Origin of the sequence: Enterobacter sp. EC_64 (assembly GCF_019584165.1) — a bacterium.
Taxonomy (GTDB): domain Bacteria; phylum Pseudomonadota; class Gammaproteobacteria; order Enterobacterales; family Enterobacteriaceae; genus Enterobacter; species Enterobacter roggenkampii.
Genome location: NZ_VDAS01000010.1, coordinates 137,762 through 161,336, shown reverse-complemented (window position 1 = coordinate 161,336; position 23,575 = coordinate 137,762). Strand labels below are relative to the sequence as shown.

22 protein-coding genes are annotated in these 23,575 nt (G+C 57.4%); 19 read left to right on the top strand and 3 right to left on the bottom strand.

Translation table 11 applies throughout. The features are described 5' to 3' along the window. The first annotated feature begins 26 nt into the window (after positions 1-26). The 10 genes from rseA to acpS all read left to right on the top strand — a co-directional run bounded on the left by rseA (position 27) and on the right by acpS (position 8,752). Positions 27-677 carry an anti-sigma-E factor RseA gene (gene rseA / locus FHC52_RS10660; RefSeq protein WP_008502186.1) on the top strand — a complete coding sequence of 217 codons (651 nt, stop codon included), beginning with the start codon at positions 27-29 and terminating at the stop codon, positions 675-677. Continuing rightward, the gene (gene rseB, locus FHC52_RS10655; RefSeq protein WP_008502185.1) at positions 677-1,630 is read left to right on the top strand and encodes a sigma-E factor regulatory protein RseB; all 954 of its coding nucleotides are present in this window, start codon (positions 677-679) and stop codon (positions 1,628-1,630) included. Before rseA ends, rseB begins: the two co-directional genes overlap by 1 nt. Then, positions 1,627-2,103 carry a SoxR-reducing system protein RseC gene (gene rseC, locus FHC52_RS10650; protein ID WP_008502184.1) on the top strand — a complete coding sequence of 159 codons (477 nt, stop codon included), beginning with the start codon at positions 1,627-1,629 and terminating at the stop codon, positions 2,101-2,103. The genes rseB and rseC overlap by 4 nt, the downstream gene beginning before the upstream one ends. Before the next feature lie 184 nt (positions 2,104-2,287). Then, entirely contained in the window at positions 2,288-4,087 is a 1,800-nt protein-coding gene (gene lepA / locus FHC52_RS10645) for a translation elongation factor 4 (protein WP_008502183.1), read from the top strand. Positions 4,088-4,102: 15 nt separating this feature from the next. Beyond that, the gene (gene lepB / locus FHC52_RS10640) at positions 4,103-5,077 is read left to right on the top strand and encodes a signal peptidase I (protein WP_008502182.1); all 975 of its coding nucleotides are present in this window, start codon (positions 4,103-4,105) and stop codon (positions 5,075-5,077) included. Positions 5,078-5,299: 222 nt separating this feature from the next. Next, positions 5,300-5,980 (top strand): ribonuclease III, encoded by a 681-nt coding sequence (rnc, locus tag FHC52_RS10635; protein ID WP_003860711.1) that lies wholly within the window; start codon positions 5,300-5,302, stop codon positions 5,978-5,980. After that, positions 5,977-6,882 carry a GTPase Era gene (era, locus tag FHC52_RS10630; protein WP_008502181.1) on the top strand — a complete coding sequence of 302 codons (906 nt, stop codon included), beginning with the start codon at positions 5,977-5,979 and terminating at the stop codon, positions 6,880-6,882. The genes rnc and era overlap by 4 nt, the downstream gene beginning before the upstream one ends. A 17-nt stretch (positions 6,883-6,899) precedes the next feature. Beyond that, positions 6,900-7,607: a DNA repair protein RecO gene (gene recO / locus FHC52_RS10625; protein ID WP_008502180.1), complete on the top strand. Its 708-nt coding sequence runs from the start codon at positions 6,900-6,902 to the stop codon at positions 7,605-7,607. A 33-nt stretch (positions 7,608-7,640) separates the two neighbouring features. Then, the gene (gene pdxJ / locus FHC52_RS10620) at positions 7,641-8,372 is read left to right on the top strand and encodes a pyridoxine 5'-phosphate synthase (protein ID WP_023325885.1); all 732 of its coding nucleotides are present in this window, start codon (positions 7,641-7,643) and stop codon (positions 8,370-8,372) included. Next, a complete protein-coding gene (gene acpS / locus FHC52_RS10615; protein WP_008502178.1) occupies positions 8,372-8,752 on the top strand; it encodes a holo-ACP synthase in 381 nt (126 codons plus the stop codon). Before pdxJ ends, acpS begins: the two co-directional genes overlap by 1 nt. On the opposite strand, the gene FHC52_RS10610 is transcribed toward acpS, so the two are convergent. Continuing rightward, a complete protein-coding gene (locus FHC52_RS10610) occupies positions 8,749-9,009 on the bottom strand; it encodes a YfhL family 4Fe-4S dicluster ferredoxin (protein WP_008502177.1) in 261 nt (86 codons plus the stop codon). The two genes, acpS and FHC52_RS10610, sit on opposite strands and share 4 nt — an antisense overlap. Positions 9,010-9,055: 46 nt before the next feature. Beyond that, positions 9,056-9,904 carry a MurR/RpiR family transcriptional regulator gene (locus tag FHC52_RS10605; RefSeq protein ID WP_220420067.1) on the bottom strand — a complete coding sequence of 283 codons (849 nt, stop codon included), beginning with the start codon at positions 9,902-9,904 and terminating at the stop codon, positions 9,056-9,058. A 117-nt stretch (positions 9,905-10,021) separates the two neighbouring features. Between FHC52_RS10605 and murQ the strand changes: the two genes are divergently transcribed. From murQ to tadA, 4 genes are read left to right on the top strand one after another with little or no spacing between them, the layout of a single operon-like run. After that, entirely contained in the window at positions 10,022-10,915 is an 894-nt protein-coding gene (gene murQ / locus FHC52_RS10600; protein WP_126289461.1) for an N-acetylmuramic acid 6-phosphate etherase, read from the top strand. An 11-nt stretch (positions 10,916-10,926) separates the two neighbouring features. Further along, positions 10,927-12,288 (top strand): PTS transporter subunit EIIC, encoded by a 1,362-nt coding sequence (locus tag FHC52_RS10595; RefSeq protein ID WP_045335344.1) that lies wholly within the window; start codon positions 10,927-10,929, stop codon positions 12,286-12,288. A 3-nt stretch (positions 12,289-12,291) separates the two neighbouring features. Next, positions 12,292-12,927 carry a phosphatidylglycerophosphatase C gene (gene yfhb / locus FHC52_RS10590; protein WP_032653055.1) on the top strand — a complete coding sequence of 212 codons (636 nt, stop codon included), beginning with the start codon at positions 12,292-12,294 and terminating at the stop codon, positions 12,925-12,927. Positions 12,928-12,951: 24 nt separating this feature from the next. Further along, entirely contained in the window at positions 12,952-13,491 is a 540-nt protein-coding gene (tadA, locus tag FHC52_RS10585) for a tRNA adenosine(34) deaminase TadA (RefSeq protein WP_008502172.1), read from the top strand. Here tadA and mltF read toward each other — a convergent pair. Beyond that, complete coding sequence (gene mltF, locus FHC52_RS10580; protein WP_044597789.1) at positions 13,379-14,929, bottom strand: membrane-bound lytic murein transglycosylase MltF; 1,551 nt, start codon at positions 14,927-14,929, stop codon at positions 13,379-13,381. The two genes, tadA and mltF, sit on opposite strands and share 113 nt — an antisense overlap. A gap of 267 nt (positions 14,930-15,196) precedes the next feature. On the opposite strand from mltF, the gene purL reads away from it, so the two are divergent. The 5 genes from purL (at position 15,197) to glnB (ending at position 23,511) form a co-directional block, all read left to right on the top strand. Continuing rightward, positions 15,197-19,084 carry a phosphoribosylformylglycinamidine synthase gene (gene purL / locus FHC52_RS10575; RefSeq protein WP_126289463.1) on the top strand — a complete coding sequence of 1,296 codons (3,888 nt, stop codon included), beginning with the start codon at positions 15,197-15,199 and terminating at the stop codon, positions 19,082-19,084. A gap of 532 nt (positions 19,085-19,616) precedes the next feature. Further along, entirely contained in the window at positions 19,617-21,044 is a 1,428-nt protein-coding gene (gene qseE, locus FHC52_RS10570) for a two component system sensor histidine kinase QseE/GlrK (protein WP_164552880.1), read from the top strand. Between the two features lies 1 nt (position 21,045). Continuing rightward, positions 21,046-21,783, top strand: coding sequence for a two-component system QseEF-associated lipoprotein QseG (gene qseG, locus FHC52_RS10565; RefSeq protein WP_126289465.1), 738 nt, complete (start codon positions 21,046-21,048; stop codon positions 21,781-21,783). Continuing rightward, positions 21,770-23,107 (top strand): two-component system response regulator GlrR, encoded by a 1,338-nt coding sequence (gene glrR, locus FHC52_RS10560; RefSeq protein ID WP_021241871.1) that lies wholly within the window; start codon positions 21,770-21,772, stop codon positions 23,105-23,107. The genes qseG and glrR overlap by 14 nt, the downstream gene beginning before the upstream one ends. 65 nt (positions 23,108-23,172) lie before the next feature. Then, a complete protein-coding gene (gene glnB, locus FHC52_RS10555; protein ID WP_003860685.1) occupies positions 23,173-23,511 on the top strand; it encodes a nitrogen regulatory protein P-II in 339 nt (112 codons plus the stop codon). Positions 23,512-23,575 lie beyond the last annotated feature (64 nt).

The following is a 23,575-nucleotide window of genomic DNA, read 5'->3' as shown; positions in this document are numbered from 1 at the left end:
GCGGGATACTGGAAAAGGTATTAGGCATGCAGAAAGAAAAACTTTCCGCTTTAATGGATGGTGAAACGGTGGATAGTGAGCTGCTCAACGAGCTGTCTCATTCTCCCGAAATGCAAGAGACCTGGGAGAGTTACCATCTCATCCGTGACACCCTTCGCGGTGACACCGGCGAGGTTCTCCATTTCGATATCTCAGCCCGCGTCATGGCGGCGATTGAGAATGAGCCTGTTCATCAGACCACTCCGCTGATTCCTGAAGCTCAACCCGCACCTCACCAGTGGCAGAAAATGCCATTCTGGCAAAAGGTGCGTCCGTGGGCCAGCCAGCTTACCCAAATGGGTGTGGCTGCATGCGTATCGCTTGCAGTTATCGTTGGCGTCCAGCACTATAATACTCAGTCTGAAACTAATCAGCAGCCAGAAGCGCCAGTGTTTAACACACTGCCGATGATGGGCAAAGCCAGCCCGGTAAGCCTGGGCGTACCGGCTGATGCTTCCGCCAGCGGCGGCCAGCAACAGCAGGTTCAGGAGCAGCGCCGTCGCATTAATGCGATGTTGCAGGATTACGAGTTGCAGCGTCGTCTGCACTCTGAACAGCTTCAGTTTGAGCAGGCGCAGACACAGCAAGCTGCTGTGCAGGTGCCCGGAAACCAAACTTTAGGAACGCAATCGCAGTAATGAAGCAACTTTGGTTCGCCATGTCTCTGATGGCGGGTAGCCTGTTCTTCTCTGCCAACGCCTCGGCTGATGTATCATCCGGGGCGTTGTTGCAGCAAATGAATCTGGCCAGCCAGTCACTCAATTACGAGTTGGCATTTATCAGCATCAATAAGCAGGGCGTCGAGTCGTTACGCTATCGCCATGCCCGTCTTGATAATCAGCCGCTCGCCCAGCTTTTACAGATGGATGGCCCGCGTCGGGAAGTTGTCCAGCGTGGTAACGAAATCAGCTATTTCGAACCCGGCCTGGAGCCTTTCACGCTCAATGGCGACTATATCGTTGATTCTCTGCCGTCACTCATTTACACCGACTTCAAACGGCTTGCCCCTTACTACGATTTTATTTCGGTAGGGCGTACGCGTATTGCGGACAGACTGTGTGAGGTGATCCGCGTTGTCGCCCGGGATGGAACGCGCTACAGCTATATTGTCTGGATTGACGCGGAAACCAAACTCCCCATGCGTGTAGACCTGCTTGACCGTGACGGTGAAACGCTGGAACAGTTTCGCGTTATCTCCTTTAGCGTGAACAACCAGGTTGGCAACAGCATGCAGAATCTGGCTAAGGCCAGCCTGCCGCCGCTGCTTTCCGTTCCGGCAGGCGATTCCGTTAATTTCAACTGGGTACCTGCCTGGATCCCGCAAGGATTTAGCGAAGTGTCCAGCAGCCGTCGCCAGCTGCCAACGATTGAAACGCCGGTGGAATCACGCCTCTATTCCGATGGTTTGTTCAGCTTCTCGGTGAATATCAATCGCGCAACGGCAAACAGCACTGAACAAATTCTGCGTACCGGGCGCCGTACGGTGAGCACAACGGTGCGCGATAATGCAGAGATCACCATTGTGGGGGAACTTCCTCCGCAAACGGCGAAGCGCATCTCCGACAGCATTAAATTCAGGGCCGCACAATGATCAAAGAATGGGCGACGGTAGTCTCGTGGCAAAACGGCATTGCGCTGGTGAGCTGCGATGTAAAAGCCTCATGCAATAGCTGCGCTTCCCGAGCCGGTTGCGGCAGCCGCGTGCTGAATAAGCTCGGGCCGCAAACCTCGCACACGATTTCTGTACCGAGCGAACAGCCGCTGATGGCCGGGCAGAAAGTTGAACTCGGCATCGCGGAAGGCAGCCTGCTCAGTTCCGCCATGCTGGTCTATCTCTCTCCGCTGCTCGGGCTGTTTATCATGGGCGGCGTTTTCCAGATGCTGTTTGGCACCGACGGTGCCGCCATGTGCGGTGCCGCATTAGGGGGGCTGGGGGGATTCTGGCTTGCCAAAGGCCTCTCCCCGACGCTTGCCGCGCGCGAGGAGTGGCAGCCTGTCATTCTCAGCGTTGGGCTGGCGCCAGACCAGCTTCGCGTTGAGACGCTCTCTTCTGAGGCCCGGTGATTCATCGGGCTTTGTCATTTTTACGTCTTAAAACAGAAAACGTCCTTTCTTCACGCTATACCTGGCGCTAAGTCCATTTCCAGGTAGCGGAGATGTAGTGTAGAATGCTGCGTTTTCGCACTGAAAAACGTCAGGCTAAGAACAGCGGCCTCCAGGAATTCGTAAGGCATAATTATTTAACTATATGAAGAACATACGTAACTTTTCGATCATTGCTCACATTGACCACGGTAAGTCGACGCTGTCTGACCGTATTATCCAGATTTGCGGTGGCCTGTCTGATCGTGAAATGGAAGCCCAGGTTCTGGACTCCATGGACCTGGAACGCGAACGCGGTATCACCATCAAGGCGCAGAGCGTCACGCTGGATTACAAGGCGGCTGATGGCGAAACCTATCAGCTGAACTTTATCGACACCCCAGGCCACGTTGACTTCTCCTATGAGGTTTCACGCTCGCTCGCGGCCTGTGAAGGCGCGCTGCTGGTAGTCGATGCCGGGCAGGGCGTAGAAGCCCAGACCCTGGCAAACTGCTACACCGCGATGGAAATGGATCTCGAAGTTGTGCCGGTTCTGAACAAGATTGACCTGCCAGCCGCCGATCCTGAGCGCGTCGCGGAAGAGATTGAAGATATTGTCGGTATTGACGCGACCGATGCCGTGCGCTGCTCTGCGAAAACCGGCGTCGGCGTGACCGACGTTCTGGAACGTCTGGTACGTGATATTCCGGCCCCGGAAGGCGATCCGGATGCCCCGCTGCAGGCGCTGATTATTGACTCCTGGTTCGATAACTATCTGGGCGTTGTCTCCCTGGTGCGTATTAAAAACGGCACCATGCGCAAAGGCGACAAAATCAAGGTTATGAGTACCGGACAGGTCTATAACGCCGACCGTCTGGGTATCTTCACGCCAAAACAGGTTGACCGTACCGAGCTGACATGCGGCGAGGTAGGCTGGCTGGTGTGCGCCATCAAAGACATCCTCGGTGCGCCGGTGGGCGATACCCTGACAGGTGCGCGTAACCCGGCAGAAAAAGCGCTGCCAGGCTTTAAAAAGGTGAAACCGCAGGTTTACGCGGGCCTGTTCCCGGTCAGCTCTGACGACTACGAAAACTTCCGTGATGCGCTTGGCAAGCTGAGCCTGAACGATGCCTCCCTGTTCTACGAGCCAGAAAGCTCAACGGCGCTGGGCTTCGGCTTCCGCTGCGGCTTCCTCGGCCTGCTGCACATGGAGATCATTCAGGAACGTCTGGAGCGTGAATACGATCTGGACCTCATCACCACCGCGCCGACGGTAGTGTATGAAGTTGAAACCACCTCGAAAGAAGTGATCTACGTCGACAGCCCGTCCAAGCTGCCGCCGCTGAACAATATTCACGAGCTGCGTGAGCCTATTGCCGAATGTCACATGCTGCTGCCACAGGAATTCCTCGGTAACGTCATTACGCTGTGTATTGAGAAGCGCGGCGTGCAGACCAATATGGTTTACCACGGTAACCAGGTCGCACTGACCTACGAAATCCCGATGGCGGAAGTGGTACTCGACTTCTTCGACCGTCTGAAGTCCACCTCCCGTGGCTATGCGTCACTGGATTACAACTTCAAACGCTTCCAGGCCTCCAACATGGTGCGTGTGGACGTGCTGATCAACGGCGAGCGTGTGGATGCGCTGGCGCTGATCACCCACAACGACAATGCGCCATACCGTGGCCGCGAGCTGGTTGAGAAGATGAAAGATCTGATCCCGCGTCAGCAGTTCGATATCGCGATTCAGGCGGCCATTGGCAACCACATTATCGCGCGTTCTACCGTGAAACAGCTGCGTAAAAACGTTCTGGCGAAGTGCTATGGCGGTGACGTCAGCCGTAAGAAAAAGCTGCTGCAGAAGCAGAAAGAAGGTAAGAAGCGTATGAAGCAGGTCGGTAACGTCGAGCTGCCGCAGGAAGCATTCCTTGCCATCCTTCATGTTGGTAAAGACGGCAAATAACCCTAAGGAGTTGGCATGGCGAACATGTTTGCCCTGATCCTGGTCATTGCTACCCTGGTGACAGGTCTGCTGTGGTGTCTGGATAAGTTTATCTTCGCCCCAAAACGTCGTGAACGTCAGGCTGCCGCACAGGCAGCCACTGGCGATGGTATTGACGCGAAAACCCTGAAGAAAGTCGGTCCGAAACCGGGCTGGCTGGAAACGGGCGCCTCGGTGTTTCCGGTGCTGGCGATTGTGCTGGTGGTACGTTCGTTTATTTACGAACCGTTCCAGATCCCATCAGGTTCAATGATGCCAACGCTGCTGATTGGTGATTTTATTCTGGTAGAGAAGTTTGCCTACGGCATTAAAGATCCGATCTACCAGAAAACGCTGATCGAGACCGGTCATCCGAAACGTGGCGACATCGTGGTGTTCAAATATCCGGAAGATCCGCGCCTGGACTACATCAAGCGCGCGGTAGGTCTGCCGGGTGACAAAGTGACTTACGATCCGGTTGCGAAAGAAGTCACCGTTCAGCCAGGCTGCAGCTCCGGTACTGCATGTGAAAACGCGCTGCCAATCACTTACTCGAACGTTGAGCCAAGTGATTTTGTGCAGACCTTTGCCCGTCACAACGGCGGCGAAGCGAGTAGCGGATTCTTCCAGGTACCGAAAGGCGAAACCAAAGATAACGGTATTCGTCTGGTTGAGCGCAAAGAGACGCTGGGTGACGTGACGCACCGTATCCTCACCGTGCCAATCGCGCAGGATCAAGTGGGTATGTACTATCGTCAGCCGGGCCAGCAGCTGGCAAGCTGGATTGTACCGCCAGGCCATTACTTCATGATGGGTGACAACCGCGATAATTCTGCGGACAGCCGTTACTGGGGCTTTGTGCCGGAAGCGAATCTGGTCGGTAAAGCGACCGCAATCTGGATGAGTTTTGAGAAGCAGGAAGGCGAATGGCCGACCGGCGTACGCCTGAATCGTATTGGCGGAATCCATTAATTCTCACTAAATGAACGTGTAGCCGCGAATTAACGCGGCTACACGAATTATTTCACCGATAAATCTCTTCGAACTAACGACATCCCCTGTCGTTGTGTATAGAATATTCCCCCGAAGTTTAAGGTTGGCCCTGCAAGGGTGCCACGGCACACGAAACCGCGTTGGTTTTCTCAGGTCGGTTTCGTGTGCTGCATTTTTGACGCATTCATTTATTGGTATCGCATGAACCCCATCGTAATTAATCGGCTTCAACGGAAGCTGGGCTACACTTTTCATCATCAGGAGTTGTTGCAACAGGCATTAACCCACCGCAGTGCCAGCAGCAAACATAATGAGCGTCTCGAGTTTTTAGGCGACTCTATTTTAAGTTTCGTGATTGCGAATGCGCTTTATCATCGTTTCCCGCGCGTGGATGAAGGTGATATGAGCCGCATGCGTGCCACGCTGGTTCGGGGAAATACCCTTGCGGAAATCGCGCGCGAATTTGAGCTGGGCGAATGTCTGCGTCTTGGGCCGGGTGAACTGAAAAGCGGCGGCTTCCGTCGTGAATCTATTCTTGCCGATACGGTCGAAGCATTAATTGGTGGTGTGTTCCTGGACAGCGATATCCAGACCGTCGAAAAGCTGATCCTGAACTGGTATCAGACCCGTCTGGACGAAATCAGCCCGGGCGATAAACAAAAAGATCCCAAAACGCGTCTGCAGGAATATTTGCAGGGCCGTCATCTGCCGCTGCCATCTTATCTGGTGGTGCAGGTTCGTGGCGAAGCGCACGATCAGGAATTTACCATCCATTGCCAGGTCAGTGGCCTGAGTGAACCGGTGGTGGGCACAGGTTCAAGCCGTCGTAAGGCTGAACAGGCTGCCGCCGAACAGGCGTTAAAAATGCTGGAGCTGGAATGAGCGAAGAAAAGACCTATTGCGGATTTATTGCCATCGTCGGACGTCCGAACGTCGGCAAATCCACCCTGTTGAATAATCTGCTTGGGCAGAAGATTTCTATCACCTCGCGTAAGGCACAGACCACGCGTCACCGCATCGTCGGTATCCATACTGAAGGCGCGTATCAGGCGATCTACGTCGATACACCGGGCCTGCACATGGAAGAGAAGCGTGCCATCAACCGTCTGATGAACAAGGCGGCGAGCAGCTCGATTGGCGACGTGGAGCTGGTGATTTTCGTTGTGGAAGGCACCCGCTGGACGCCGGACGACGAGATGGTGCTGAACAAGCTGCGCGACGGCAAAACGCCGGTCATCCTCGCCGTTAACAAAGTGGACAACGTGCAGGAAAAGGCCGATCTGCTGCCGCATCTGCAGTGGCTCGGTAGCCAGATGAACTTCCTCGACATCGTTCCGCTGTCTGCGGAGACGGGGCTGAACGTGGATACCATCGCGGGCATCGTGCGCAAACATCTGCCGGAAGCGATTCATCACTTCCCGGAAGAGTACATCACCGATCGCTCTCAGCGCTTTATGGCGTCTGAAATCATCCGTGAAAAGCTGATGCGTTTCCTGGGCGCTGAACTGCCGTACTCTGTGACGGTGGAGATCGAGCGTTTCCAGAGCAACGAGCGCGGCGGCTACGACATCAACGGCCTGATCCTCGTTGAGCGTGAAGGGCAGAAGAAGATGGTGATCGGCAATAAAGGCGCCAAGATCAAAACCATCGGCATCGAAGCCCGAAAGGACATGCAGGAGATGTTCGAAGCGCCGGTTCACCTTGAACTGTGGGTGAAAGTGAAATCTGGCTGGGCCGATGATGAGCGAGCTCTGCGCAGCCTCGGTTACGGCGAAGACCAGTAACACAAGACGACGAGCATATGGATGGATGGCAGCGCGCCTTTGTCCTGCATAGTCGTCCCTGGAGCGAAACCAGCCTGATGCTGGACGTCTTCACGGAAGAGTCGGGCCGCGTGCGCCTGGTTGCAAAAGGCGCACGTTCAAAACGTTCTAACCTGAAAGGTGCCTTACAGCCTTTCACGCCGTTGCTGGTCCGCTTTGGTGGGCGAGGGGAAGTCAAAACCCTGCGCAGCGCCGAAGCCGTCTCCCTGGCGCTTCCTCTCTCCGGCATCACGCTCTACAGCGGTCTGTATGTCAACGAACTCATCTCACGCGTTCTTGAACATGAGACCCGCTTCTCTGAACTTTTCTTTGATTATCTGCACTGTATCCAGGCGCTGGCTGGCGCAACCGGTACGCCCGAGCCTGCGCTGCGGCGTTTTGAACTGGCGCTGTTGGGCCATCTTGGGTACGGGGTCGATTTTCTGCACTGTGCGGGCAGCGGTGACGAAGTGGAAGACACCATGACCTACCGCTACCGTGAAGAAAAAGGCTTCATTGCCAGCGTCGTGATCGACAACAGCACCTTTACCGGGCGTCAGCTCCGGGCGCTTTATGAGCGCGAGTTTCCCGATCAGGATACCCTGCGCGCAGCAAAACGCTTTACCCGGATTGCCCTCAAGCCGTATCTTGGCGGCAAGCCCTTAAAGAGCCGCGAATTATTCAGGCAGTTTGTGCCGAAACGTTAGACCACAGAATCGAAAAGAAAACCGAGGATTGTCATGGCTGAATTACTGTTAGGCGTCAACATCGATCACATCGCCACGCTGCGTAATGCGCGCGGCACGGCGTATCCCGATCCGGTTCAGGCGGCGTTTATCGCTGAACAGGCTGGCGCCGACGGCATTACCGTTCACCTGCGTGAAGACCGTCGCCACATCACTGACCGCGACGTTCGCATTCTGCGTCAGACGCTGGACACCCGTATGAATCTGGAGATGGCAGTCACCGAAGAGATGCTCGCCATTGCCTGTGAGACCCAGCCGCACTTCTGCTGCCTGGTGCCGGAAAAACGCCAGGAAGTCACGACCGAAGGCGGTCTGGACGTGGCCGGCCAGCTCGACAAAATGCGCGATGCCTGCAAGCGCCTGGCTGATGCCGGTATCCTGGTTTCGCTGTTTATTGACGCCGACTTCACCCAGATTAAAGCGGCAGCCGACGTGGGCGCGCCGTATATCGAAATTCACACCGGCTGCTATGCCGATGCCAAAAACGATGCCGAGCAGGCGAAAGAGCTGGAGCGTATTGCTAAAGCGGCCACCTACGCGGCGAGCCTGGGTCTGAAGGTCAATGCCGGTCACGGCCTGACCTACCATAACGTGAAGGCCATTGCCGCCATCCCGGAAATGCACGAGCTGAACATCGGTCACGCGATCGTTGGGCGCGCGGTGATGAGCGGCCTGAAAGAGGCGGTCGCGGAAATGAAACGCCTGATGCTGGAAGCGCGTCAGTAATGGCCATTCTGGGCTTAGGCACCGATATCGTGGAAATAGCCCGCATTGAAGCGGTGATCGCCCGCAGCGGCGATCGCCTCGCAAGGCGCGTGCTGAGCGATAACGAATGGGCCATCTGGGAAGCGCATCAGCAGCCGGTGCGTTTTCTGGCGAAGCGTTTTGCGGTAAAAGAGGCGGCCGCCAAAGCCTTCGGGACCGGCATTCGTAACGGTCTGGCGTTCAACCAGTTTGAAGTGTTTAACGATGAGCTGGGTAAGCCAAGCCTGCGTTTATGGGGCGAGGCGCAAAAGCTGGCAGAGAAGCTCGGCGTGAATCACGTCCACGTGACGATCGCGGATGAGCGTCACTATGCCAGCGCAACGGTGATCATCGAAAGTTAAAGTTTGTCCGCGTGGTGCATCAGGACAAACTTATCCCACAGCTGCTCTTCGCTCTCGACGTGTGCCGGATCCTTCAGGATGGTATTGGGGATCGGGCACACTTTCTGACAGGTCGGCGTCTCATAGTGGCCGATGCATTCGGTGCAGCGGTCGCTGTTAATCTCATAAATGCTGTCGCCCATCGAAATGGCCTGGTTCGGGCATTCGGGCTCGCACATATCGCAATTAATGCATTTTTTGGTAATTAACAGCGCCATCAGGAAATTCTCAGAAACAACACAAACTGGGCGGGCATTATACGCGTCAAACCAGTTTCTTTACCAGTTCTTCGCTGTGGCGAATGCGCTCGGGCGCACGCTCCAGATCCTGCTGCACCAGTGCCATAAACAGCAGGTCCGTCAGCATCATTTGTGCGCTGGTGGACGAGATAGCCGCGCTGCGCGTGGCCTGTTCCTCGGCAATGGTATATAAACAGCGCGTGGCCCGCTGCTGTAGGGCATTCGGCGTAAAACCGGTGATCGCCAGAATTTTACCGCCGACGCGCAGGACTTCGTCGGTGGCCATGTTGATCTCACGGCGCTCGCCGGAATAGGAGATCGCCAGCAGCAGATCGTCAGGATCCATCGCCTGTACGGTCGCCAGCAGGGCGTGCATATCCTGCTCGACGATGGCGTTAAGGCCAATTTTTGTCAGCTTCCAGCCAAAGTTACGCGCCACAAGTCCGGACGCGCCGATGCCGGTCAGAACGATCCGCCGCGCGCCGCGCAGCATCGCCACGCTCTCCAGCAGCTTCTCTTCCGTATTCACATCGAGCGTCGCATGCATGGCCGCCACGTTCTCTTTGATCAGATTTTCGCCGACCAGCCGCATCGGATCGTCTCCGCGGATCTGATTATGCACCGGCATGGACTGCGGGTTAGGGTTACTGACCAGCGCTTCACTGATCGCCAGCTTGAGGGCAGGGAATCCCTTAAAGCCAATCTTCTGCGCAAATTTCACCACGCTGGACTGGCTCACCCCGGCTTCACTCGCCAACTGCTGCGAGCTGAGATGGCGCGCGTGGTCGGGTTGAGAAAGCAGAAAATCCGCCAGCTTCTTGTCGCTTTGGGCAAAGCCTGCGTAGCGCTGACGAATGCGAATTAAACAGTTCATACGGTCTCCTGGCGAAAATGTGATTATCTGCGCAAATACGGATTTTGCTCGCCTGAATGAATTTTATATTCCATTATAGTGTGATTATTATGAATTAAAAATTCTTGAGGTACAAAAATGAATCTTGGCTCACTTGTTTCTGAAACACGTAACCCGCAAACCATGGATCTGGATGCGCTCTCCACCCTGGAGCTGGTTAACCGCTTTAATCAACAGGATACGCTGGTCGCGCAGGCAGTGAAAGAGACATTACCCGAGGTGGCGAAAGCGGTCGATGCGGCTGCGGACGCCCTCAAGGCCGGTGGACGCATTATTTACATGGGGGCGGGGACCAGCGGGCGTTTAGGGGTCCTGGACGCGTCAGAATGTCCGCCAACCTTTGGGGTCCCGCATGGTCTGGTAGTTGGGCTGATCGCCGGTGGCCCCGGTGCGCTGCTGAAAGCCGTTGAAGGGGCGGAAGACAACAAACAGCTGGGCGAGGATGACCTGAAGGATCTTAATCTGACCGCGAAGGATCTGGTGGTCGGGCTGGCGGCATCCGGGCGTACGCCGTACGTGATTGGCGGGCTGGAATACGCCAACCAGACCGGCTGCACGACGGTCGCCATCTCCTGCAACCCTGGCTCACCGATTGCGCAGGTGGCCACAATTGCTATCTCGCCAGTTGTCGGGCCGGAAGCGCTCACCGGCTCCACGCGCCTGAAATCCGGGACCGCGCAAAAGCTGGTGCTCAATATGATCTCCACCGGCGCGATGGTGAAGTTCGGCAAGGTGTATCAGAACCTGATGGTGGATATGCAGGCCACCAACGTCAAGCTGGTGGACAGAGCCTGCCGCATGGTGATGGAGGCGACGGGCGCAGGCCGCGAAGAGGCGGAAGCGGTACTCAAACAGACCGATCACGATGTTAAACCGGCCATTTTGATGATCTTAAGCGGGCTGGATGCGGCGGCCGCAAGAGCCAAACTCGATGCGCATAACGGTTTCTTACGGGCGGCATTAGAACACTAACAGAGGCGTGTATGGACAAAACAGCAGCGCTCGCCAGCGGTATCCTGCGGGGGATTGGTGGGGAACAAAATATTCAGCGTCTCGAAAACTGCATGACGCGCGTGCGCGTCGAGGTGCATGACGACGACCAGCTTGACGTGCCGGGTCTGAAGCAGCTTTCCGGCGTCAGCGGCTACGTGAAACAGGGGCAGCAGCACCAGCTGATCGTCGGCCCAGGGAAAGCGGCGCAGGTTGTCGATGCCATGCGCGCGCTGATGGGCGTGAGTGCGAGCGTATCGATTGACGATGCTGAGCGCACCAAAGCCCAGGCAAAGGCGAAATACAAAGCCCCGATGAGCGACGCGCTGCGACAGCTGGCAAACGTCTTTATTCCGCTGATCCCGGCGTTTATTGCCTCAGGCCTGATCACCGGGATCATCAATATCCTCAAGCGGCCGGATATTGTGGGGGATTTCGCCACGCAGTATCCGAACCTGCTGGGGATTCTCGGGATCTTCGGCAGCGCGGTGTTCGCCATCATGAACATTCTGGTCGGGGTGAATACCGCGAAGGTGTTTGGCGGATCGCTGGCGATGGGCGGGGTGATGGCGGGCATCTTGTCCAGCCCGCAGCTGGCGCAGATTACGCTGTTTGGTGAGGCGCTTCAGCCGGGCCGCGGCGGGGTGATCGCGGTGCTGCTGGTGGTCATACTGATGTGCTGGATCGAGAAACGGCTGCGCGCGGTTCTGCCCGGCTCGATTGAGCTTATCCTCAACCCGCTGCTGACCACGCTGATTACCGGTAGCGTAGCGATTGTGGCCCTCCAGCCGTTAGGCGGGTGGATCTCTGAAGCCATCGCCCACGGTGCTTCGCTGGCGATTGACCGCGGCGGCCTGTTAGTGGGCGCGGTGCTGTCGGGTACTTTCCTGCCGCTGGTGCTGACCGGCCTGCATCAGGGGCTGGTACCGATCCACGTCGAGCTGGTGCAGGCGCACGGCTATAACGCGCTGCTGCCTATCCTGTCGATGGCGGGTGTAGGGCAGGTCGGTGCGGCAATTGCGGTACTGATGAAAACCCGCAACGCGCGTCTGAAAAAAATGATTAAAGGCGCACTCCCGGTCGGGCTGCTCGGCATTGGCGAGCCGCTGATTTTCGGCGTTACGCTGCCGCTGGGTAAACCGTTCCTCGCGGCCTGTCTGGGCGGCGCGGTAGGCGGGGCGCTGATCAGCTACTGGAAAGTTGCCACCGTCATCACCTTTGGTCTCTCGGGGTTACCGCTGGCATTAACCATCGTGACCGGAAAAGTGGTGCTCTATCTGTTAGGCTATTTAGTAGCGGTGATCGCCGGGTTCCTGTTTACCTGGCTGTTAGGTTTCAACGACCCAGAGGAGTAAGGTTTGGCAAATCACGGGCGTCGCGTTGTCTTTTTCGACCTGGATGGCACGCTGCATCAGCAGGATATGTTTGGTACGTTTATGCGTTACCTGCTGCGGCGTCAGCCCCTGAATGCGCTGCTCGTGCTACCGCTCTTACCGGTTATTGGGATCGCGCTGCTGGTGAAAGGCCGTGCGGCGCGATGGCCGATGAGCCTGCTGCTGTGGGGATGTACGTTTGGGCACAGCGAAGCGCGGCTTAAACAGCTCGAGCAGGATTTTGCGCACTGGTTCCGCGGCCACGTTGCCGCATTCCCGGTGGTGCAGGCGCGCCTGACCGGCTACCTCGACGCGAACGATGCCGACATCTGGCTTATTACCGGCTCCCCGCAGACGCTGGTGGAGCAGGTCTACTTTGATACCCCCTGGCTTCCGCGCGTGAATCTTATCGCCACGCAAATTGCCCGCGGCTACGGCGGTTGGGTGCTGACGATGCGCTGCCTGGGGCATGAAAAAGTGGTCCAGCTGGAAAAACGTATCGGCACGCCACTGCGCCTGTACAGCGGCTACAGCGACAGCAAGCAGGACAACCCGCTGCTCTATTTTTGCCAGCACCGCTGGCGCGTCACGCCATCAGGTGAACTTCAGCAACTCGAATAGTCTTATCCATAAGGGGTGTGTATAATGCCGCCCGCTTTTCGACTGGAGTATCAACCGTTGTCCAACCCTGAATTCTCGCATGAATACTGGATGCGCCACGCGCTAACGCTCGCTCAGCGTGCCTGGGACGAGGGCGAAGTGCCCGTGGGCGCCGTGCTGGTCCACAATAACCAGGTGATTGGTGAAGGGTGGAACCGTCCCATTGGCCGCCACGATCCGACGGCGCACGCCGAAATCATGGCGCTTCGTCAGGGCGGTCTGGTGCTGCAAAACTATCGCCTGCTTGATACCACGCTGTATGTGACGCTGGAGCCGTGCGTAATGTGCTCCGGGGCGATGGTACACAGCCGGATCGGAACTCTGGTCTTCGGTGCGCGGGATGAAAAAACCGGTGCGGCCGGTTCGCTGATGGACGTGCTGGGTCACCCGGGGATGAACCACCAGGTGAAGACTATCGGCGGGGTGCTTGCACCAGAGTGTTCGGGGCTATTAAGCGATTTCTTTCGAATGCGCCGTCAGCAGAAAAAGCAGCAAAAGGCAGAATTGAAGCCGACGGACGGTTAAGCTCGTCCGGCGCCACGACAGGGTAGCTTTGGGCCAGCCGTTTGGCCTCTGTCGCCTCTTTCTCTTTCTCCAGCAGATAACCGACCAGGCTAATCTGATATTTACGGATATTTTCCACGTAGGCGTAGGCTTCATGCCCGCGCGCGTAGCCGTACGTCAGCTTGTGATACCATGGCTTCTGGCTCAGCAGCGGCAGGCGCTGCTTTACGTCTGACCAGCTGTCCGGGTTGCCTTTCGTTTTGGCCGTCAGCGCTCGCGCATCCAGCATATGCGCATAGCCCATATTGTAGGCCGCCAGCGCGAACCAGATCCGCTCCTCTTCCGGCACCGTTTCCGGGACTTTGGCCATCATATCCTGCAGGTAACGCGCGCCGCCGCTGATGCTCTGTTCCGCATCGGTACGGTCATTGACGCCCAGGCTCAGCGCGGTATTTTTGGTTAACATCATCAAACCACGTACGCCAGTCGGAGACGTGGCCTGGGTATCCCAGTGGGATTCCTGATAAGAAATAGCCGCCAGCAGTTTCCAGTCAATTTCCTGGGCGTATTTTTCGAACAGCGGCTGCAGGTCCGGCAGGACGCTGTCTACCGCACGCAGGAAGCTGCGGGTATCAACGTAGTCAAAGTCATCACCATGCCCGAGGTACTTCTCCTCCAGGCGCGCCAGCGTACCGTCTTCATTCATGGTGTTGAAGAAATCGAGCATCGCGGCAGAGAGGGTCTGATCGTCGTCGAGCTGAGTAAACCAGGTCACTGGCTGCTCGTCGGTGACGTCCAGCGCCACGGCGATTTCAGGATGCACCCGCTGGAACAGGCTGATCGCGACCGAATCGGCGATGGTGTAGGGGACTTTCTGATCTTTTACCTGCTCCAGCAGCTCCGTCGTGCCGAGTTTCGCATCCACCGTCCAGCTCAGGTCGGGATATTTCTTCTCCTTGAGCTCGCGCAGATCGTCAATCACCACGTGGCCGGGGGCAATCGTCAGCTGCCGATCGTTAATCGACGCCAGCGAGCGCGGGCGCAGGCTCCCGACGCGGTAAACCAGCTGCTGCGAAACGGAGTAGTAGGTCGGGCCCGGCTGATAGTTTTTGCTGCGCTCGCTGTTATACACCAGCCCGGCGGCCAGCATATCGGCATCGTCGTTATCGAGGTCGTCAAACAGCTGGTTGATATTCTGGCGGACGGTGATTTTTAGCTTCACGCCAAGATAATCGGCGAACTGTTGTGCCAGTTCATAATCCAGACCAATGATTTTGCCGTTGATGTCGCTGTAAATCAGCGGAGAGTTAAGGGTACTGACGCGCAATTCCCCCCGCTCCTGAATGGCGGCGATACGGTTTTCGGCTTTGCCGATCCAGGGGATGGAAGGCCAGAGGGCCACTGCCAACAGCAACGTTACAATGCCGATGAGCAGATAATTAATCTTTAATTTTTTCAATTAGTTAATTCTCTGCGACGCCGGTTGCCTCAGTCTGCTGTAGCCATGTTAACAATAAGGTTTGCCATTGAATGAGCGGCATTTTGCGTAAACTTGCGCCACTTGGCAACCAATTAGAGAGACAGGTCACATCTATTGTTAAATCTCTTTGCCAATTTTATTTCGACGCAAACGGTTTCGTCGGCGCTCAGGATTCTCTATAATGACGCCCGTTTTCCCCCCTTGCGCACACTGTAAGCGCCCCGGCGCTTCGAAGACGAGAGACTTATGATGGAAATTCTGCGTGGTTCGCCTGCACTGTCTGCCTTCCGTATTACCAAACTGCTGGCACGTTTTCAGGCGGCCGACCTTCCGGTAAGCAATATTTACGCTGAGTATGTCCATTTTGCTGACCTGAATGCCCCCCTGAATGCAGAGGAGCGCGTACAGCTGGAACGCCTGCTCAAGTATGGCCCAAGCCTCAGCAGCCATACGCCAACCGGCAAACTGATCCTTGCGACGCCGCGTCCGGGCACCATCTCCCCCTGGTCTTCCAAAGCCACCGACATCGCCCACAACTGTGGCCTGAGCCAGATTAACCGTCTGGAGCGCGGCGTAGCGTACTACGTGGAAGCCTCTACCCTGAGCGACGCGCAGTGGCAGGCGGTTGCGGCTGAACTGCACGACCGCATGATGGAGAGCGTATTTGCCTCTCTTGATGACGCGCAGAAGCTTTTCTCCCACCATCAGCCTGCGCCGGTACAGAGCGTGGACCTGCTGGGACAGGGCCGTCAGGCGCTGATTGACGCCAACCTGCGTCTCGGCCTGGCGCTGGCAGAAGACGAAATCGACTACCTGCAGGATGCGTTCGTTAAGCTCAACCGTAACCCGAACGACATCGAACTTTATATGTTCGCGCAGGCGAACTCTGAGCACTGCCGCCACAAGATTTTCAATGCCGACTGGATTATTGACGGCGAACAGCAGCCAAAGTCGCTGTTCAAAATGATCAAAAACACCATGGAGCAAACCCCTGACCACGTGCTGTCTGCCTATAAAGACAACGCCGCGGTGATGGAAGGTTCCGAGGTGGGCCGCTTCTTCGCCGATCGCGAAGCAGGGCGCTATGACTTCCATCAGGAGCCCGCGCATATCCTGATGAAGGTTGAAACCCACAACCACCCGACGGCGATCTCCCCGTGGCCGGGTGCGGCGACCGGCTCCGGCGGTGAAATCCGTGACGAAGGGGCGACCGGTCGTGGTGCAAAACCCAAAGCGGGTCTGGTCGGTTTCTCCGTCTCCAACCTGCGTATCCCGGGCTTTGAACAGCCGTGGGAAGAAGATTTCGGCAAGCCAGAGCGCATTGTGACCGCGCTGGATATCATGACCGAAGGCCCGCTGGGCGGCGCGGCGTTTAACAACGAATTTGGTCGTCCGGCGCTGAACGGTTACTTCCGTACCTATGAAGAGAAAGTGGACAGCCACAACGGCGAAGAGCTGCGCGGCTACCACAAACCGATCATGCTGGCGGGCGGGATCGGCAACATCCGTGCCGATCACGTGCAGAAAGGCGAGATCGTCGTCGGCGCGAAGCTGATCGTGCTCGGCGGCCCGGCGATGAACATCGGTCTGGGCGGCGGTGCGGCCTCTTCGATGGCCTCAGGCCAGTCTGATGCGGATCTCGACTTCGCGTCCGTGCAGCGTGACAACCCGGAGATGGAGCGTCGCTGCCAGGAAGTGATCGACCGCTGCTGGCAGCTGGGCGATGCTAACCCGATCCTCTTTATCCACGACGTGGGCGCGGGCGGTCTGTCCAACGCCATGCCGGAACTGGTGAGCGACGGCGGCCGCGGTGGCCGTTTCAATCTGCGCGACATCCTGAGCGATGAGCCTGGCATGAGCCCGCTGGAAATCTGGTGTAACGAATCCCAGGAGCGCTACGTGCTGGCCGTTGCGGCGGATCAGCTGCCGCTGTTTGACGAGCTGTGCCGCCGCGAGCGAGCGCCGTATGCCGTCATCGGTGAAGCGACCGAAGAGCAGCACCTGACTCTGAGTGACACCCATTTCGACAACCAGCCGATCGATCTGCCGCTCGACGTCCTGCTCGGAAAAACGCCGAAGATGACCCGCGACGTGCAGACCCGTAAGGCGGCGGGCAAAGCGCTGGATCGTCAGGGCATTACCGTGGCTGAAGCCGTTAACCGCGTGCTGCACCTGCCAGCTGTGGCGGAGAAAACCTTCCTGGTGACCATCGGCGACCGTACCGTGACCGGTATGGTATCCCGCGATCAGATGGTTGGCCCGTGGCAGATCCCGGTGGCGAACTGCGCCGTGACCACCGCGAGCCTCGACAGCTACTACGGCGAAGCGATGGCGCTGGGTGAACGCACCCCGGTCGCGCTGCTGGACTTCGCGGCTTCTGCCCGTCTGGCGGTCGGTGAAGCGCTGACCAACATCGCCGCGACGCAGATTGGCGATATCAAACGTATTAAGCTCTCCGCAAACTGGATGGCCGCTGCCGGTCACCCAGGCGAAGACGCGGGCCTGTATGAAGCCGTGAAGGCGGTGGGTGAGGAGCTGTGTCCTGCCCTCGGCCTGACCATTCCGGTGGGCAAAGACTCCATGTCGATGAAAACCCGCTGGCAGGAAGGCAACGAGCAGCGCGAGATGACCTCTCCGCTGTCGCTGGTGATCACCGCGTTTGCCCGCGTGGAAGACGTGCGCCACACCGTTACGCCGCAGCTGGTGACCGAAGATAACGCCCTGCTGCTGATTGACCTGGGTAAAGGCCACAACGCGCTGGGCGCCACCGCGCTGGCGCAGGTTTACCGTCAGCTCGGCGATAAGCCAGCCGACGTGCGCGACGTGGCGCAGCTGAAAGGCTTCTACGACGCGATTCAGGCGCTGGTGGCGCAGCGTAAGCTGCTGGCCTACCACGACCGTTCCGACGGCGGCCTGCTGGTGACCCTGGCAGAGATGGCCTTCACCGGCCACTGTGGCGTGGAAGCGAACATTGCGACGCTTGGCGAAGACCGTCTGGCTGCGCTGTTTAACGAAGAGCTGGGCGCCGTGATTCAGGTGCGTGCGGCGGATCGCGATGCGGTTGAAGCGATTCTGGCGCAGCATGGCCTGGCTGACTGCGTGCACTATCTGGGTAAAGCCGTTCAGGGCGACCGCTTCGTCATTGAAGCTGACGGTCACGCCGTGTTCAGCGAAAGCCGCACCACGCTGCGCATGTGGTGGGCGGAAACCACCTGGCAGATGCAGCGCCTGCGTGATAACCCGGAATGTGCCGATCAGGAGCACAACGCGAAGGCCAATGACCAGGATCCTGGCCTGAACGTGAAGCTCTCCTTCGACATCAACGAAGACATCGCCGCGCCGTACATTGCGACCGGCGCGCGTCCGAAAGTGGCGGTGCTGCGCGAGCAGGGCGTTAACTCCCACGTTGAGATGGCGGCTGCCTTCCACCGCGCGGGCTTTGACGCTATCGACGTCCACATGAGCGACCTGCTGGCCGGACGTACCGGTCTGGAGGATTTCCATGCGCTGGTAGCGTGCGGCGGTTTCTCCTACGGGGACGTGCTGGGCGCGGGCGAGGGCTGGGCGAAGTCCATTCTGTTCAACAGCCGCGTGCGCGATGAGTTCGAAACCTTCTTCCACCGTCCGCAAACGCTGGCGCTGGGCGTGTGCAACGGCTGCCAGATGATGTCTAACCTGCGCGAGCTGATCCCAGGCAGCGAAGCCTGGCCGCGCTTTGTGCGTAACCAGTCAGACCGCTTCGAAGCGCGCTTTAGCCTGGTGGAAGTGACCCAGAGCCCGTCTCTGCTGCTGCAGGGGATGGTCGGGTCGCAAATGCCAATCGCCGTTTCCCACGGTGAAGGTCAGGTAGAGGTGCGTGATGCTGCGCATCTGGCTCAGCTGGAGAGCAAAGGTCTGGTAGCGCTGCGCTTTGTCGATAACTTCGGCAAGGTAACAGAAACCTATCCGGCTAACCCGAACGGTTCCGTCAACGGTATTACGGCGGTGACCAGCGAAAGCGGTCGTGCCACCATCATGATGCCGCACCCGGAACGCGTGTTCCGCACCGTGAGCAACTCCTGGCACCCGGAAAACTGGGGCGAGGACAGCCCGTGGATGCGCATCTTCCGCAACGCCCGTAAACAGCTGGGTTAAGTTTCAGCATCCTGACTGTAGGCCCGGTAGGCGCGAGCGCCACCGGGCTTTTTTGTCTCTGTCGCAAAATCGCGACAACCCTCCGGTTTGAGTGTCTCCAAAAGGAGACATTTAACCTATTGATTTATATGTGGCAGAAAAGGTTCCCGTTAAGGTGTTGCTGAACAGCGACACTTAGCCTGGAAATCATTCAACCGATAATGAACGGGTTAAGCGAATAAAAAGCATACATTTCAATGTGTTAATATTTTGTTTTGCATTTTGGCATGGGTGTTGCATAATATTAACCAGTGGCTCATTCACCTTCTTATGTCAGCCCCTTCGGGACGTGCTACATAAACTTCGAATGACGCACAAAAAGGTGCCTGCCGTCCAACTACTGATCATAGCGATGCTTTATCAGGCCAGGGCGAAACGTCGAGTTAGGCACCGCCTCATTTCATGACAAAGCCGGGTTTTTACCCGGCTTTGTTGTATCTGAAGGGCAGACTCAGTTACGCTCTGCGTATATCCCCATTAAGAGAGTAATGCGTTGAAACGCTGGCCCGTTTTTCCCCGTTCCCTGCGACAGCTCGTGATGATGGCCTTCCTGCTGATCCTGCTGCCGTTGCTGATCCTTGCCTGGCAGGCCTGGCAAAGCCTGAACGCGTTGAGTGCCCAGGCGGCACTGACGAACCGCACGACGCTTATTGACGCAAGACGCAGTGAAGCCATGACCAACGCCGCGCTTGAGATGGAGCGTAGCTATCGTCAGTACTGCGTGCTTGACGATCGCACGCTGGAAAAGGTGTACCAGAGCCAGCGCAAGCGCTACAGCGAAATGCTGGACGCTCACGCGGGGGTACTGCCTGACGACAAACTGTATCAGGCGTTACGTCAGGATCTGAACGATCTTGCGCAGCTGCAGTGCCACAACAGTGGACCCGATGCCGCCGCCGCCGCGCGCCTGGAAGCCTTCGCCAACGCCAATACCGAGATGGTGCAGTCAACCCGCACGGTAATTTTCTCTCGTGGCCAGCAGCTTCAGCAGGAGATTGCCGAGCGCGGCCAGTTCTTCGGCTGGCAGGCGCTGGTGCTGTTCCTTGTGAGCCTCGGGCTGGTGCTGCTCTTTACCCGCATGATCATCGGCCCGGTGAAGGGTATCCAGCGGATGATCAACCGCCTGGGGGAGGGGAAATCGCTCGGGGATACGGTCGCTTTTAAAGGTCCCCGCGAATTGCGTTCCGTCGGTCAGCGTATTATCTGGCTGTCCGAGCGCCTGGCGTGGCTTGAATCACAGCGTCATCAGTTCCTGCGCCATATCTCCCATGAGCTTAAAACGCCGCTGGCCAGCATGCGCGAAGGGACGGAGCTGCTGGCGGATGAAGTGGCTGGGCCGCTTACGCCCGAACAGAAAGAAATTGTCGAGATCCTGGATAACAGCAGCCGCAATCTGCAGAAGCTGATTGAGCAGCTGCTGGATTACAACCGCAAGCTGGCTGACGGAGCGGTCGTACTGGAAAACGTCGACATTGAACCGCTGGTGGATATGGTGATCTCCGCCCATAGCCTGCCAGCAAGAGCTAAAATGATGCATACCGGTGTAGAGCTGAATGCGCCGACCTGTCTTGCTGAACCCATGCTGCTAATGAGCGTGCTGGATAATCTTTATTCCAATGCGGTGCACTATGGTACTGAATCCGGTAACATTTATATCCGAAGCTATACGAAGGGTTCCCGGGTGTTTTTAGACGTCGCTAACACCGGCACCCCGATCCCCGATGACGAAAAAACCATGATCTTCGAGCCCTTTTTCCAGGGGAGTCATCAGCGGAAAGGTGCGGTGAAAGGCAGTGGTCTGGGCTTAAGCATCGCCCGGGACTGCATACGACGCATGCAGGGTGAGCTTAACATCGCCACGGACGAACGTTCGGATGTTTGCTTCCGTATTGAACTGCCCCTGAGCCGGAAAAATCAATAAAATGAATCTATGTCTGGTGAGTATGTCACACGTCTTTTCCCGCGCCGTACGCGCGGTGTTTTCCCGCAGCACGCTTCGCCTGAGCCTGCCCTGTGTATTTCTGGCAGGGTGTGTTTCCCATGTGCCGCAAAGTGCGATTAGCGATAAACAAGAAGATAAATGGCCCGATAACCAGTTGGCTGATTTCCTCTCAACCCGCTGTGACGACATCTGGAACCTCTCAGGCCATGACATCGAAACTAACCCGCTGTTCTGGCTGCGCGGGATAGATTGCGCGCAGCGTCTGGCGCCGGTCGACGCCCGCGCGAAAGCGGCGATGCTGGATGATGACACCTGGCAGGACGCGTTCAAGCGTGGGATTTTGCTGGCGGATGCGAAAATCACTCCCGTCGAACGCCGCACCAACGTGACCCGGCTGGACACGTTTGTCGTCAATCTTCCGGTACAGATCCGCCCGGTATACCAGCTCTGGCGCGAGGGACAGACGCTACAGCTTCAGCTTTCTGAAGAGCGCTCCCGCTACAGCAAGCTGCAACAGTCAACCGACAGCGAGCTGGATACGCTGCGTCAACAGCAGCAACATTTACGTACCCAGTTGGATACCACGACGCGCAAGCTGGAGAACCTGACCGATATCGAAAGACAGCTCTCGTCGCGTAAATATCAGCCGGGGAGTTCATCCGCTGCGCCGGACAGCGATACGCCGAAACAAGAGGATGTGAAGCATGACGAGCCGTAAACCAGCCCATCTCTTACTGGTGGATGACGATCCCGGGCTGTTAAAGCTGCTGGGGATGCGTCTGGTGAGTGAGGGCTACAGCGTCGTGACCGCGGAAAGCGGGCTGGAGGGGCTGAAAATTCTCAGCCGCGAGAAAATCGATCTGGTGATAAGCGACCTGCGGATGGATGAAATGGACGGCCTGCAGCTGTTCGCGGAGATCCAGAAGCAGCAGCCGGGTATGCCCGTGATTATCCTGACCGCGCACGGGTCGATCCCGGATGCGGTTGCCGCGACGCAGCAGGGGGTGTTCAGCTTCCTGACCAAGCCGGTGGACAAAGACGCACTGTATAAGGCTATCGACAGCGCGCTGGAACATGCCGCTCCGGCGGGGGATGAAGCCTGGCGGGAATCTATCGTCACGCGCAGCCCCGTGATGCTGCGTCTGCTGGAACAGGCGAGGATGGTGGCGCAGTCGGACGTCAGCGTGCTCATCAACGGCCAGAGCGGAACCGGGAAAGAGATCCTCGCGCAGGCAATTCATAACGCCAGCCCGCGCAGCAAGAACGCCTTTATTGCGATTAACTGCGGCGCGCTCCCGGAGCAGCTGCTTGAATCCGAACTGTTTGGTCATGCCCGCGGCGCATTCACCGGTGCGGTAAGCAGCCGTGAAGGGTTGTTCCAGGCGGCGGAAGGCGGCACGCTGTTCCTGGACGAGATTGGCGACATGCCCGCGCCGCTGCAGGTCAAGCTGCTGCGCGTGCTGCAGGAGCGCAAAGTGCGCCCGCTGGGCAGCAACCGCGATATCGATATTAACGTGCGAATTATCTCCGCTACCCACCGCGATCTGCCAAAAGTGATGGCCCGCAACGAGTTCCGCGAAGATCTCTACTACCGCCTGAACGTGGTCAACCTGAAGATCCCGGCGCTGGCCGAACGTGCGGAAGACATTCCGCTGCTGGCGAACCATCTTTTACGCCAGGCGGCCGATCGCCATAAACCGTTCGTGCGCGCGTTTTCCACCGATGCGATGAAGCGGCTGATGGCCGCAAGCTGGCCGGGTAACGTCCGTCAGCTGGTCAACGTGATTGAGCAGTGCGTGGCGCTGACCTCCTCACCGGTCATCAGCGACGCGCTGGTGGAGCAGGCGCTGGAAGGGGAAAACACGGCCTTGCCGACGTTTGCCGAAGCGCGTAACCAGTTCGAGCTGAACTATCTGCGCAAGCTATTGCAGATCACCAAAGGCAACGTGACCCACGCGGCGCGCATGGCCGGACGCAACCGCACCGAGTTTTATAAACTGCTGTCACGCCATGAGCTGGAAGCAAACGATTTTAAAGAGTAATGCCGTATGGTACTGTGAGCAACCGATTACGAAGCAGCTTACAGGCAAGAGTTTAAGGACCCACCATGAAAAAGATTGATGCGATTATTAAACCTTTCAAACTGGATGATGTGCGTGAAGCGCTGGCGGAAGTCGGCATCACCGGGATGACCGTGACGGAAGTGAAAGGTTTTGGTCGTCAGAAAGGTCACACCGAGCTTTACCGTGGCGCAGAGTACATGGTCGACTTTCTGCCGAAAGTGAAAATTGAAATCGTGGTCAGCGACGATATCGTCGATACCTGTGTGGACACCATTATCCGCACGGCGCAGACCGGCAAGATTGGCGATGGTAAAATCTTCGTCTTTGACGTGGCGCGCGTGATCCGTATCCGTACCGGCGAAGAAGACGACGCCGCGATTTAAACATTTTCCAGGCCGGGTAAGGCGCAGCCGCCACCCGACGAAAAAAAGCCCCTCAAACGAGGGG